The 12,875-nt window shown below is 68.8% G+C and carries 10 protein-coding genes; 6 read left to right on the forward strand and 4 right to left on the reverse strand.

What is annotated here, in order from left to right; genetic code table 11:
* Nucleotides 1–6 precede the first annotated feature (6 nt).
* Nucleotides 7–297: a co-chaperone GroES gene (locus tag WIX39_RS09715; protein ID WP_007835162.1), complete on the reverse strand. Its 291-nt coding sequence runs from the start codon at nt 295–297 to the stop codon at nt 7–9.
* Nucleotides 298–551: 254 nt separating this feature from the next.
* On the opposite strand from WIX39_RS09715, the gene WIX39_RS09720 reads away from it, so the two are divergent.
* The 6 genes from WIX39_RS09720 (at nt 552) to WIX39_RS09745 (ending at nt 9,036) form a co-directional block, all read left to right on the forward strand.
* Nucleotides 552–1,061 carry a sigma-70 family RNA polymerase sigma factor gene (locus WIX39_RS09720; RefSeq protein ID WP_106935574.1) on the forward strand — a complete coding sequence of 170 codons (510 nt, stop codon included), beginning with the start codon at nt 552–554 and terminating at the stop codon, nt 1,059–1,061.
* Entirely contained in the window at nt 1,061–2,086 is a 1,026-nt protein-coding gene (locus WIX39_RS09725; protein WP_106935573.1) for a FecR domain-containing protein, read from the forward strand. Before WIX39_RS09720 ends, WIX39_RS09725 begins: the two co-directional genes overlap by 1 nt.
* Nucleotides 2,087–2,216: 130 nt before the next feature.
* Complete coding sequence (locus tag WIX39_RS09730; protein WP_106935572.1) at nt 2,217–4,697, forward strand: TonB-dependent siderophore receptor; 2,481 nt, start codon at nt 2,217–2,219, stop codon at nt 4,695–4,697.
* Nucleotides 4,698–5,417: a hypothetical protein gene (locus WIX39_RS09735; protein WP_106935571.1), complete on the forward strand. Its 720-nt coding sequence runs from the start codon at nt 4,698–4,700 to the stop codon at nt 5,415–5,417. It abuts the gene before it with no gap.
* 13 nt (nt 5,418–5,430) lie between these two features.
* Nucleotides 5,431–8,046 (forward strand): PepSY domain-containing protein, encoded by a 2,616-nt coding sequence (locus tag WIX39_RS09740; protein WP_409194971.1) that lies wholly within the window; start codon nt 5,431–5,433, stop codon nt 8,044–8,046.
* Between the two features lie 165 nt (nt 8,047–8,211).
* Entirely contained in the window at nt 8,212–9,036 is an 825-nt protein-coding gene (locus WIX39_RS09745; RefSeq protein ID WP_409194972.1) for a MipA/OmpV family protein, read from the forward strand.
* Here WIX39_RS09745 and WIX39_RS09750 read toward each other — a convergent pair.
* The 3 genes from WIX39_RS09750 to WIX39_RS09760 all read right to left on the reverse strand — a co-directional run bounded on the left by WIX39_RS09750 (nt 9,024) and on the right by WIX39_RS09760 (nt 12,787).
* Nucleotides 9,024–10,418, reverse strand: coding sequence for a sensor histidine kinase (locus WIX39_RS09750; protein WP_409194973.1), 1,395 nt, complete (start codon nt 10,416–10,418; stop codon nt 9,024–9,026). The genes WIX39_RS09745 and WIX39_RS09750 overlap by 13 nt on opposite strands.
* Nucleotides 10,415–11,083 (reverse strand): response regulator transcription factor, encoded by a 669-nt coding sequence (locus WIX39_RS09755; RefSeq protein ID WP_081268070.1) that lies wholly within the window; start codon nt 11,081–11,083, stop codon nt 10,415–10,417. The genes WIX39_RS09750 and WIX39_RS09755 overlap by 4 nt, the downstream gene beginning before the upstream one ends.
* Before the next feature lie 111 nt (nt 11,084–11,194).
* Nucleotides 11,195–12,787, reverse strand: coding sequence for a phospholipase D family protein (locus WIX39_RS09760; RefSeq protein WP_409194974.1), 1,593 nt, complete (start codon nt 12,785–12,787; stop codon nt 11,195–11,197).
* Nucleotides 12,788–12,875: the final 88 nt, after the last annotated feature.

Here is a 12,875-nt window from a genome sequence, read left to right on the forward strand (position 1 = left end):
TTTGAATTACTTCTCGACGACCGCGAACAGGTCGTCTTCCTTCATGACCAGCAGTTCGTCGCCGCCGACCTTGACGGTCTGGCCGCTGTACTTGCCGAACAGGACGCGGTCGCCGACCTTGACGGTCAGTGCGGCCAGCTCGCCCTTGTCGTTGCGCTTGCCCGGGCCCACGGCCAGGACTTCGCCCTGATCGGGCTTCTCGGCGGCTGCGTCGGGGATGACGATGCCGGAGGCGGTCTTGGTTTCGCTGTCAACACGCTTGACGATCACGCGATCGGCCAAAGGACGAAGTTTCATTGCATCTCCTGGATGTATGGATAAGAAACGGGTTTGTGGTCGGGCGCCGGACCGGAGGCCGGCAGCCCATCGACTGGAAGCGAGGGCTGTTAGCACTCGTCAGCAGCGAGTGCTAATCATAAGGGCAATCGATGACGTTTCAAGGGCAGTGTGCGTGCCAGCTGGTTGGAAGGCATCCGGCGAAAGCGTACAATTGAGAACTATTCGTATTAATAACCGAGCGAAGCCATCGCGGCTGCGCGGAGATCCCACCCATGCCGGCCGGCGAGTTCGCGTTAGTTCAGCACGAGGTGCAAACGCTCTACAGCAACCATCACGGATGGCTGCACGCCTGGCTGCGCAAGAAGCTGGGCTGCTCGCACAACGCCGCCGACCTGGCGCACGACACCTTCGTGCGGCTGCTGAGCAGGAGGGAGCCCGTTGCCGCGGCTGAACCGCGCGCCTACCTGGCCACCATCGCGCACGGGCTGGTCGTCGACTTCCACCGGCGCCGGGCACTGGAGCGTGCCTACCTCGACACCCTCGCCGCGCTGCCCGAACCCCAATTGCCGTCGCTCGAAGCGCGGGCCATCGTGCTCGAGGCGCTGGTGGCCATCGACGCCATGCTCGACGGCATGAAGCCGCCGGTGCGGCAGGCCTTCATGCTGTCGCAGCTCGACGGACTCACCTATGCGGAAATCGCCGCCCGCCTGGGCGTGACGGTGCGCACGGTCAACAACTACATGCTCAAGGCGCTCGAGCATTGCTACATGCTCGCGCCGTGATGATGAAGTCCGGCTTCGAGCTGACGCCCGACGGCATCGGCGCGCCCTCGCGCAGCGAAGCCGAGGTCCGCAAGGAGGCCATCGCCTGGTACGCCCGGCTGTGCTCCGGCGATGCCACCGAGGCCGACCGCGAGAACTGGCGCCGTTGGCATCGCGCTCACCCCGACCACCAGCGCGCCTGGCAGCGCTTCGAGGCCATGCAGGCGACGTTCAAGCGCGTGCCGGCGCACGTGGCGGCCTCCACGCTGCGGGCTGCGCATGCCGACCGGCGCCGGGTGCTGCGCGGCATTGCCGTGCTGGCGGGCGGTGGTTCGCTGGCATACGTGTCGTGGCAGGTGGCCGGCACCGACGGCGGCTGGCGCGCCTGGCTGGCCGACTACCGCACGGGCACCGGCGAGCAGCGTTCCGTCACGCTGGCCGACGGCTCGCTGCTGAAGCTCAACACCCGCACGTCGGTGGATGTGTCCATCGACGCCGCGCACAGGCTCGTCACCCTGCGCGAAGGCGAGATCCTGGCCGAGACGGCAAGGCACCGCGGCTTGCCGGGTGCGGCGCGCATCGACAGCCGCCCCTTCCTGGTCGCGACGCCGCATGGCCGCATCCTCGCGCTGGGTACGCGCTTCACGGTGCGCAGCGACGGCGCGCGCACGGTGGTGAGCGTGCTCGAAGACGCCGTCGAGGTCCGCGCCTCGCACGCGCCCGGCAACGTGGTGCGGCTGGAGGCCGGGCAGCAGGTGGCCTTCACCGGCGACAGCGTCGATGCGCCGCAGCCGGCCGATCCCGCATCGGCCGATTGGGAGCACGGCAGCCTCGTCGTCAACGACTGGCGGCTGGGCGACGTGGTGGCCGAGCTTGCGCGCTACCACCGCGGCCGGCTGGCCTGCGACCCCGCCGTCGCGGACATCCGGGTGTCGGGCGCCTTTCCGGTCATGGACACCGGCAAGGCGCTGGCTGTCATCGTGCGGGCGTTTCCGGTGCGCGTGAGCGGCCTCACGCGCTATTGGGTGTCGCTGGTGCCTGCCTGATTCCGCATGCGGCCATGCGCTTCGGCGCATTTGCATTTTCTTGGCCGCCGCCTTTCATGTTTTTCGATTTCGTTCGGCCTACCCATTGAGAACCATGAATCCGCAATCAATGCCGAAGGAATTCCGAAGAATGCACGCGCACCCCTCATCACCCAACCCCGTCCGCAAGGCGCTGCTGTGCCTGTTCGCCGCGACGATGGCCCTGCCGATCGCGGCCGTGGCCGCCGACACCGCCGACGGCGCCCGCGCGCAGAACCAGGCGGCCCGCAGCTACCGCATCGACGCCGGCCCGCTGGCCACGGTGCTCGGGCGCTTTGCCGCGGCGTCGGGCGTGGCGCTGTCCTTCGACCCCGCGAGCACGCGGGCGCTGAACTCCGCCGGCCTGCAAGGCAGCTACACGGTGCGCGCGGGCTTTGCGGCGCTGCTCTCGGGCACCGGGCTGGAGGCGGTGGAAGGCGGGGCGGGTGAATTCACGCTGCGCAAGAGCGCCGCGGCGCCCGAGGCATCGGCGGGCGAATCGGGCGAGGCCGACGGCACGCTGCCGGCGGTGCGCGTGGTGGCCCGCGCGGCGCCGGCACCCGCCGACGCGGACGACCGCTACCAGCCCACGCCCGACGCCTCCACGTTGCGGACCACCGCGCCGGTGCTGGAGATTCCGCAGGTGGTGAACGTGGTGCCCGCGCAGGTCATCCGCGACCAGCGTCCGCGCAACATCGACGACGCGCTCACCAACGTCAGCGGCATCAACCAGGGCAACACCCTGGCCGGCACGCAGGACACCATCATGAAGCGCGGCTTCGGCGGCAACCGCGACGGCTCGATCATGCACAACGGCATGCCGCTGGTGCAGGGCCGCGGCATGAACGCGGCGGCCGAGAGCGTCGAAGTGCTCAAGGGCCCGTCGTCGCAGCTCTACGGCCTGATGGACCCGGGCGGCGTGATCAACGTGGTGAGCAAGAAGCCGCAACTGCGGCAGCGCACGAGCCTGTCGCTGCTGGGCTCGGGCTACGCGGGCGGGCGCGACGGCGGCGGCGCCACGCTGGACACCACCGGCCCCATCGGCGAGAACGGGCTGGCCTACCGGCTGATCGTCGACCATGTGGACGAGGACTACTGGCGCAACTTCGGCAAGCACCGCGAGACGCTGGTGGCGCCGTCGCTGGCCTGGTACGGCGACGACACCCAGGCCGTGCTCTGGTACGAGTACCGCAGGTACGTCACGCCCTTCGACCGCGGCACCGCGCTCGACCCGCGCACCCAGCGCCCGCTGGCGCTGCCCAGGACGCAGCGCCTGGACGAGCCCTTCAACGAGATGCGCGGCGAGACGCACCTGGGCCAGCTCTCGGTCGACCACCAGTTCGGCGGCGGCTGGGCCGGCCACCTGAACCTCAGCTACAACCAGGAAACCTACGACGCCAACCAGTTGCGGGTGAACGGCATCAACACCACGCGCGGCACGCTCGCGCGCAGCAACGACGCCACCCACGGCGCGCTGAGCACCGACAGCTACGCCACCGCGTATGTCGACGGCACCGTCGAGCTGGGCGGCATGCGCCACGACCTGCAGTTCGGCTGGGACGCCGAGTACCGCAGGATCTACCGCGCCGACCTGCTGCGCCAGGCCGCCAGGAGCACCTTCAGCTACCTGTTGCCGGTGTACGGCCTCGAGGCGCCGTCGAGCACCGTGTCGGCGAGCGACAGCGACCAGACCGACAGGCTGCACAACCAGTCGCTGTTCTTCCAGGACTCCATTCACCTGAACGACCGCTGGATCGCGGTGGCCGCGCTGCGCTACCAGGCGTGGTCGCAGCTTGCGGGGCGCGGGCGGCCCTTCAAGGTCAACACCGACACCTACGGCTCCAAGCTGCTGCCGCGCCTGGGGCTGATCTACAAGTGGACCGATACCGTGTCGTTCTACGGCAGCTACACCCAGTCGCTCAAGCCGGCGTCGACCATCGCGCCGCTGTCGAGCGGCTACGTGCTCGATGCTTCGGTGAAGCCCGAGGAAGCCAAGTCGTGGGAGCTCGGCGCCAAGTTCGACATGCCCGGCGGCGTGACCGGCACCGTGGCGCTGTTCGACATCCACAAGCGCAACGTGCTGGTCTCGCAGTTCAACGACGTGACCAAGCTCACCGACTGGCGCACCTCGGGCGCGGCCCGTTCGCGCGGCCTCGAAGTGGACGTTGCGGGCCAGCTGAGCAAGAACTGGAGCGCGATCGCGAGCTACGCCTACATCGACGCCAAGACCACGGAAGACCCGCTGTACGCCGGCAACCGGCTCTGGAACGTGGCGCGGCAGACCGCGTCGCTCTCGGCCGTGTACGACTTCGGCCAGGTGTTCGGCGGCGAAGGAAGGCTGCGCATGGGCGCCGGCGCGCACTACGTCGGCAAGCGCGCGGGCGACTCGGCCAACAGCTTCGTGCTGCCGGGCTACACCACGGTCGATGCCTTCGCCACCTACGACACGCGCCTGTATGGCAAGAAGGTCAAGTTCCAGTTGAACGTGAAGAACCTGTTCGACAAGACCTACTACCCGTCGGCAGCGAACACCTATTTCATCTCGATGGGCGATGCGCGCCAAGTCTCGTTCCTCACGACCTTCGAGTTCTAGATGAAGCCGCTCATTCACATCACCCGCCGCGTGGCCGTCGTTCTTCTGATGGCGTGCGGCCTCTCGACGGCAGACGCAAGCGCCGCCGAGTTGCCGGGGCAGGGCCGCAAGGTCGTGCTGCTGGTGCAGCGCGACGGCCCCAGCCTTCCGGCCGACGAGAAGGTCAAGGCACACCTCGAGTCGCGCGGCTTTGCCGTGACGCTGCAGGACCAGTCGGCCGCGCCGTCGGTGGCGGCCGGCGCGGACCTCGTCGTGATCTCGTCCACCGTCGCCGCCAAGGACGTGAGCGGCGCCTGGCGCCAACTGCCGGTGCCGCTGCTCACCTGGGAGAATGACCTGCTCGACGACCTGGCCATGACCGGCAAGCGGCATGACACGGACTTCGGCGAAGCCGCCAAGGAGCGCTACCTGTGGCTGGTCAATGCGCCGCATCCCATGTCGGCGGGCTTGCCGGCCGGCGTGACGAACGTCTACGCCAGGCAGGGCGGCATGAGCTGGGGCAAGCCGGGCCTGGGCGCCACCACCATCGCCACGCTGTACGGCCAGCCAGAGAAGGCGGCCATCTTCGGCTATGAGAAGGGCGCCACCATGGACTACGAGTCGCTCGCGCCGGCGCGCCGCGTGATGTTCTTCCTCGGCAACGAGACCTTCACCAACCTTTCGCCCGCGGGCCGGATGCTGTTCGACGCGGCCGTCGACTGGACCGCCGGCATCCGCTGAAAACAAAGAATCGATGAAATTCCCCGCGCTGCGCCAGCTCTGGTTCCAGTTGCACTGGCTGATCGGCATCACGGCCGGCACGGTGCTGATCGTCATCGGCCTGAGCGGCGCGGTGCTGTCGTTCCGCGAGGAAATCATCGATGCACTCAACCCGCACGGGCGCCACGTGCCGGCGCAGGCCGTGCCCGAGCTCACGCCGGCGCAGTTGCTCGCGGCGGCAAGGCAGGCGTGGCCCGGGCGCCAGGTCGGCACGCTTGCGCTGTTCGCCGAGCCGGGCGCGGCCGCGCGGGTGATCTTCGCGCCGCCGCCGGGTGAGCGGCGCGGCGAAACCGTCTACCTCGACCCCTACGCGGGCACCGCGCTGCCGCCGCTCGCGGGCGCCGGCTTCTTCGAATGGGTCGAGTCGCTGCATCGCTGGCTGCTGCTGCCGCGCGAGCCGGGGCGGGTGGTGGCCGGCGTGCTCGCGATGGGCCTGCTGCTGCTGTCGCTCTCGGGCCTCTATCTGCGATGGCCGCGCCGCCCGCTCGACTGGCGCGCGTGGCTCACTTTCGATCCGGCGCTCAAGGGGCGCTCGTTTCTGTGGGGCCTGCATTCGGTGATGGGCACCTGCGCGCTGCTGATGTACATCGTGTTCACCACCAGCGGGCTGTACTGGGCCTTCGACGCGGTGCGCGACCGTGTCGATGCGATGGCCGGCCATCCCCGCGTGGCCGCGCAGCAGGCGCGCACCGCGCCGCGCATGCGCAACGTGGCGCGCGACGATGCCGCCGTGGTGGATGTCGCGCCCGCCTGGGCCGTCTTCGAGCAGAAGGCGCGCGAGGCCGGCGGCTGGAGCGAGGTCATCCTGCGCGTGCCCTCGGGCGCCGCGCCGTCGGTGCTGTTCACCTGGCTCGACACGGCGCCCGCCCACGAACGCGCGCGCAACCGCATGACGGTGCGGCTGCCGGGCGGCGAGGTGACGCAGGACGAGCGCCATGCCGGCAAGACGGCGGGCGGGCGCTTCCTGGCGGCGATCTATCCGCTTCACATGGGCACCTACTTCGGCATGCCGGGGCGCATCGCGATGCTGCTGGCGGCGCTGATGCTGCCGGTGTTTTCCATCACCGGCTGGCTGCTGTACCTCGACAGGCGCCGCAAGAAGCGCGCGGTGCGGGCCGAGCGCGCGGCGCTGGAAGCGGCGTTGCGGCCGGCCGGCGGCATGGAGGAGCCTGCGTCGGAACGCGTGCTGGTGGCCTTCGCGAGCCAGTCGGGCACGGCCGAGGGCCTCGCCATGCGCAGCGCCGCCGCGCTCGAGGGCGCGGGGCTGCCGGTGACCGTGGCGTCGCTGGCGCGTCTGGACCCCGAGCAGTTGCGGCACCACCGGCACGTGCTGATCGTCGCCAGCAGCTTCGGCGAGGGCGGCCCGCCCGATGCCGCGCGCCGGTTCGCGCAGCGGCTTGCGCAGGTCGGCGGCGAGGCGCTGTCGCACCTGCGCTACGGCCTGCTGGCGCTGGGCGACCGGCACTACGCGCGCTTCTGCGGCTTCGGACACACGCTGGACCATGCGCTGGTCGCGGCCGGTGCGCAGTCGCTGTTTCCGATGGTCGAGGTCGACAACGGCGACGCCAGTGCGCTGGCCGTGTGGCGGCGGCACCTGGGCGCGATGCCCGGGGCCCGGGGCGGCGCGATGCCCGATGCGCTCGGCGCCGTGCCCGAGGAGCAGCTTTTCGGCGCATGGACGCTGTGCGCGCGCCGCCTGCTCAACCCGCGCAGCCTGGGGCATCCGCTTTGCGAGATCGAACTGACGCCTTCGGTGCAGGGCGAACTGCCTTCATGGCGACCGGGCGCACTGGCCGAACTGCGGCCGCGCCATGCGCCGGAAACGGTGGCTGCCCTGCTGCGCTCGGCATCGCTGGACGGCGATGCGCAGGTGCGGTTCGAAGGCCGCAACCGCATGCTGCGCGAGGCCCTGGCATGCAGCGCGATGCCGGCGCCGGATGAGCTGTCGCAGGTTTCAGATGCCCAGGCGCTGGCCGATGCGCTCGTGCCGCTGGCGCCGCGTCGCTACTCGATTGCCTCGGTGCCGGCAGAAGGGCGCATCCGGCTGCTGGTGCGGCAGGCGCGCCATGAGTCGGGCCTGGGGCTCGCCTCGGGCTGGCTCACGGTACATGCGATGCCGTCGGCGCAAGTGGAATTGCGCCTGCTGGCCAACCCGGGCTTCGAGCCGGTGGCGGACGAGCGGCCTTGCATCTTCATCGGCAACGGTTCGGGCTATGCGGGGTTGCGCGGGCATCTGTGCGAGCGCGCGGCGCGGGGGCTTCATCGCAACTGGCTGCTGTTCGGCGAACGCCAGAGCGCGTGCGATGCCTTCTTCATGGACGAACTCACGCGGTGGCGCGCGCAGGGTGCTCTTGCGCGCATCGACCTGGCGTTCTCGCGCGACCAGCCCGAGCGTATCTACGTGCAGGACCGGCTGCGCGAGGCGGCGCCCGAACTGCAGCGCTGGATCGGCGACGGCGCCGTGGTCTTCGTGTGCGGCAGCCTGCACGGCATGGCGGCCGGCGTGGATGCCGTGCTCGAGGAAGTGCTGGGGCGCTCCGCGCTGGAAGACCTCATTGCGCAAGGGCGCTATCGGCGGGACGTTTACTAGGCGACGAGAGCGAAGCATCCGTGAAGTGAATCCCTAAAAAGTCCTTAAAGCCGTCCCGTCAGGATCCACGTCGCAGGCAGCGGCGTGTTCTGTTTCGCGGTCCAACCACGCTTACGGAACGGCAGCGCTCGCCAGGAGCACTGGATTTTTCAACCGAGGATCTTCATGACCAAGCCAAGCCGCCTTTCGAGCCCGGGCAGGAAGCGCCACGCGCGCGCATCTTTCACATTCATCGCGATGAGCGCTGCCTGCGCCGCCGGTCTTTCGCCGGCATGGGCGCAGACTCAGATCGCGGAATACATCGCGGGCGAGGTGGCCTCGCCGCAATGGGGAGTTGGCTTCGGCGCGATCACGGAGCGCAAGCCTTACCGCGATTTCAAGGACAAGACCCTGGCCATCCCCTTCGTGGCTTACGAGAACAGCTGGATAAGCGTGGGACCCCCGGGCATCGAAGTGAAGTTGCCGTCCGCGGGGCCTGTGCTGCTGCGTCTGCGTGCACGCTACGCCAGCGACGGCTACGAGTCCAAGGATTCGCCCTACCTCGCCGGCATGGACAAGCGCAAGGGCAGCATCTGGCTGGGCGGGGCGGCCATCTGGCGCTCCGACATCGCCAACCTCTCGGCCGAATTGCTGGCCGATGGTTCGGGCAACAGCAAGGGCACGAGGTTCGAGGTGCAGCTGGACCGGCGCTTTTCCGCGGGTTCGTTCGGCTTCACGCCGCGCGTGGCGCTGCAGCGGGTCGACCGCAGATACGTCGACTATTACTACGGTGTGAAGACTGCCGAGGTCCGCCGCGGCCGCGCCCAATATGCCGGCAAGGCCACCGCCAATGTCGAAGCAGGCCTGCGCGTGGACTATGCGTTGGGGCCGCAGCACCAAGTCTTCCTGGACCTGGGTACGACCCGCTTCGGCAGCGGCATCAAGAGCAGTCCCCTGGTCAGTCGCGCGAACCAGGCCGGCGTGCGACTCGGATACGTCTACGGGTTCTGAACGTCGGCGCCCGCCGTTGCGGCAGGGAACACGATCCGGACGGCAAAGCCGCGCCCGTCCAGTCCGTTCCCGGTTTCGATCGTCGCGTGATGCGATTGCGCGATGCCGGCCACCAGTGACAGGCCGATGCCGCTTCCGCGCGCCGAGGTGCCGGCGGCCCGATGGAAGCGCTCGAAGATCGCCTGGCGTTCCGGCGGCGCCACACCCGGGCCGTCGTCGGCCACGTCGAGATACACCTTTGGCGCTTGCCCCGGCTCGGCGTCCGGCTGGTAGCCGCAGCCGACCCTGACGCGGCCGCCCTTCGAGGTGTAGCGAAGCGCGTTGTCGATCAGGTTGCGCAGCAGGATGCCTATTTCATCGACGTTGCAGCGGATGGTGCACCGGCCTATTTCGAGGAGCAAGGAGCGCTCGTGCTGCAGCGCATGCGTGTCGAAGTCGCGCGCGACGTGCAGGACGAGATCGCCGAGATCCTCCGGCGTATGCTGCGGCGCATTGGCACCGGCATTCAGGCGCGCCAGGTCGAGCAACTGCTCCGACAGCCGCGAACTGCTCTGCGCGACGCGAAGAAGCTTGGTCAGTGCCAGGTCCTTGTCTGCCACGGTGTTCGCGCGTAGCGCGATCTGCGCCTGTGCCTGCAGCGCGGCCAGCGGCGTGCGCAGTTCGTGTGCGGCATCGCCGATGAAACGGCGCTCGCCTTCGATCGATTCGGCAAGCTGCAGTAGCAGATGATTGAACGACGCCACCAGCGGATGGAGTTCGCGAGGCAAGGCATCCGGGGACAGCGGCGTGAGGTCGAACTTGCGGCGGCCGCGCATCGCGGCCTCCAGCGCCACCACCTGTTTCAGTGAGGTGTGCACGACCATCCACATGAGGGCTCCCACGACCAGCAGCACGATCGATGTGCGCACCAAGCCGGTCAGCGCGTCGTTGCGGATTTCGGCGTCCACCACGCTATGGGGATTGCCGACCTGCACATGGACTCGTCCGTCGGCATCCGAGACCGAATAGACGCGCCAGCGCTGGCCTGCAATTTCCGTCGTGGCGGGACCATCCTCGAAGTCGGGCCGCAGGGGAGTTGCCGGTGCGCCCGGCGAGGGCACCGCAAGTTGCCGGCGGTTGATCCAGACCTGGAAGGCCAGCTTCTCGCTGCGCTCCAGCGCCGGATTGCGCAGCCGAAGGGCGGGCCCCGTCACCGTCAGGTCGGCGTCGGCGGGGATCGTGGTGAGCAGCCGGATGGCGATGGTCTTGAGCTTGTCGTCCCAGGTGCTGGTCTTGTTGTGGGCGAGGTATGCGAACAGCAGCGCAAGCGCCCCGACCCAGCACAGCACGATGGTCGCACCGATCATTGCGATCATCTGCGCATGCAGCGACTTGGGCTTCACGGCGAACGTTGGCCGACGACGTAGCCGTGGCCATGGACGGTCCGGATCAGGTCGTCGCCGAGCTTGCGACGCAGCTGGTGGATGAAGACGGCGATGGTGTTGCTCTCGACCACGCTGGCGTTTCCGTAGACCGCGTCCTGCAGCTGGTCGCGGGTGACGACGTGGCCGGGGCGCTCGAGCAGGGCGAGCAGCGTGCGGTACTCGTGCGCGCTCAGCGGCACCTCGACTCCGGCCCTGGTGACCATGCGGCGGCTGCGGTCGACCTCGACGTCGCCCCGCGTGAAGACCGGGATCACACGCCCTCGGCTGCGGCGGATGACCGAACGCAAGCGAGCCCACAGCTCGTCGAACTGGAACGGCTTGACCAGGTAGTCGTCGGCGCCTGCATCGAGGCCATGGATGCGCTCGCTGAGCTGGTCGCGCGCCGTAAGGATCAGCACCGGGGTCGGGTCGTAGCGGGTTCTCATCGACCGCAGCACCGTCAGCCCCGAATCGCCGCCAGGCAGTCCCAGGTCCAGCAGCACGGCGGCATAGGCGTGATCGATCAGGGCGACGCGGGCAGCGGAGGCGCAGTCGACGCGGTCGATCGACCAGCCGCCTTGCCGGGCGCCGTCGCACACGGCTTCGCCCAGCATGTCGTCGTCTTCCACGAGAAGCAGGTGCATCGAAGGGACAGGATTTCTTGTGACCAGGTGCGGCTGCCCGAATGATGCCCGGGGATTGTTAGTCGCTTTTTAAGATTCGATGCGCGGCACGGCGTCGCCGCGTCACGGCTGCTACAGCTGGTCGGTCGGCACGAACCAGGAGAACAGCAGCAGCTGCAGCCGCGTCAGCATGCTGGAGTCGGGTTCGCTGTCGAGCACTTCGTTGTCGACGTCGCCGGTGCCGACCCATTGCACGTTCTGGCCGTCGGGCTTGAGCGTGACGCGGTAGACGCCTTCGATGTCGTCGAGCTGGTAGGCGAAAAGCAGGGCCTGCGTCAGGTCGAAGCTGCGCACGCGCACGCCGAACTCGGTGTTCAGCCGGGCCGAGCGCGGGTCGAGGTTCATCGAGCCGAGCAGCACCCACTGGCGGTCCACCAGCGCCAGCTTGGCGTGCAGGCGGCCGCGGGCCTTCTTCAGCAGGTCGCGGAACTGGCCGCTGCGCCGCAGCTGCTGGGTGCTGACCTCGTACAGGTTCACGCCCAGCTTGAGCATGTCGACGCGGTAGCGGTTGTAGTTGATGTTGACCAGCGGCTCGTCGCTGTCGGCCAGCGAGTTGGTGATGACGGTGATGTTCACGCCGTGCTCGCGGCCCATGCGGATGCGCTCCATGCCCTCGTCGCCCGGAATGAAGTAGGGCGAGATCACCACCACGTTCGACTGCGCCGTGGCCAGCATCTCATGGAAGCGCTGCGCCAGCGATTCGGTGGGATGCGCCATGACGCCCAGCGCCTTGTTGGGGCTGTCGGCGGAGGCGTTGGCCTCGGCGCGCATCCATTTCGCTTCGTCGATGTTGGCGAGCTGGGCGCCCAGGGGCGGGTCGCCGAGCAGGTCGGTGAGGGGCAGGGGACCGGGCGGCGGGGCGTTGGCCGGGGAGGTGGCCGCCTCGAAGTCGGCTTTCAGCGTCTCGGTCGAGCGGCTGGTGCTGGCGACCCGCTGCAGCGGGTAGACCACGTCGCTGTTCCAGTAGGTGTCGAAGATGGCCGCGGCCTCGGGCACGACCGGGCCGGCCAGCAGCAGTTCGAAGTCGATGAAGTTGGCGCTCTCGCTGCGCAGGAAATATTCGTCGGCGAGGTTGCGTCCGCCCGCGATGGCCATCGCGCCGTCCGCCAGGAACAGCTTGTTGTGCATGCGGTGGTTGAGCCGGCGGAAGTCGGAGAAGAACTCCAGCCAGCGGCCCGACGAATGTTCGCGCGCATTCACGAAGGGGTTGAACAGCCGCACTTCGGCATTGGGTTCTGCGGCCAGTCCGAGCAGCAGGCGGTCCATGCCGGCGGTGTAGAAGTCGTCGAGCAGCAGCCGTACGCGCACGCCGCGCCGCGCGGCATTGCGCAGTTCGCGCAGCAGCAGGCGGCCGGTCTTGTCGTTGCCGAGCTGGTAGGTCTGCACGTCGAGGGAGGATTGGGCCCGCCGCATCAGCTCGAGCCGCGCATCGAGCGCGTAGGACGCCTCGATCAGCGGGCGCATGCTCGTCAGCCCGTCCGGCGGCGTGTTCAGGGCGATGGCCGCGCGGCCGAGCTCCGTGGCCGGCGAGGCGGCGATGAATTTCACCGGCGGCTCGGGCGCGCGCGGCGGCAGGCCGGCGCAGCCGGTCAGTGCAAGGGCAATCAGCCACAGAGCCGGACCGCGCAGCGCGGGAAACAGAAAGGCAATGAGCTTGATGAACATGGGGCCTGCCGACGCATGAGAGGAAGCGTGCGGGCGGGATCGTAGCCTTTCGGCCCTTTTTTGAAGACGCAATTTCGCAACGCAACGC

Source organism: Variovorax sp. AB1(2024), from assembly GCF_037482385.2.
Taxonomy (GTDB): Bacteria; Pseudomonadota; Gammaproteobacteria; order Burkholderiales; family Burkholderiaceae_C; genus Variovorax.

Coding starts and splice junctions, on each gene's coding strand:
- WIX39_RS09715 (WP_007835162.1), bottom strand. CDS start 297: ATGAAACTTCGTCCTTTGGCCGATCGCGTGATCGTCAAGCGTGTTGAC.
- WIX39_RS09720 (WP_106935574.1), top strand. CDS start 552: ATGCCGGCCGGCGAGTTCGCGTTAGTTCAGCACGAGGTGCAAACGCTC.
- WIX39_RS09725 (WP_106935573.1), top strand. CDS start 1,061: ATGATGAAGTCCGGCTTCGAGCTGACGCCCGACGGCATCGGCGCGCCC.
- WIX39_RS09730 (WP_106935572.1), top strand. CDS start 2,217: ATGCACGCGCACCCCTCATCACCCAACCCCGTCCGCAAGGCGCTGCTG.
- WIX39_RS09735 (WP_106935571.1), top strand. CDS start 4,698: ATGAAGCCGCTCATTCACATCACCCGCCGCGTGGCCGTCGTTCTTCTG.
- WIX39_RS09740 (WP_409194971.1), top strand. CDS start 5,431: ATGAAATTCCCCGCGCTGCGCCAGCTCTGGTTCCAGTTGCACTGGCTG.
- WIX39_RS09745 (WP_409194972.1), top strand. CDS start 8,212: ATGACCAAGCCAAGCCGCCTTTCGAGCCCGGGCAGGAAGCGCCACGCG.
- WIX39_RS09755 (WP_081268070.1), bottom strand. CDS start 11,083: ATGCACCTGCTTCTCGTGGAAGACGACGACATGCTGGGCGAAGCCGTG.
- WIX39_RS09760 (WP_409194974.1), bottom strand. CDS start 12,787: ATGTTCATCAAGCTCATTGCCTTTCTGTTTCCCGCGCTGCGCGGTCCG.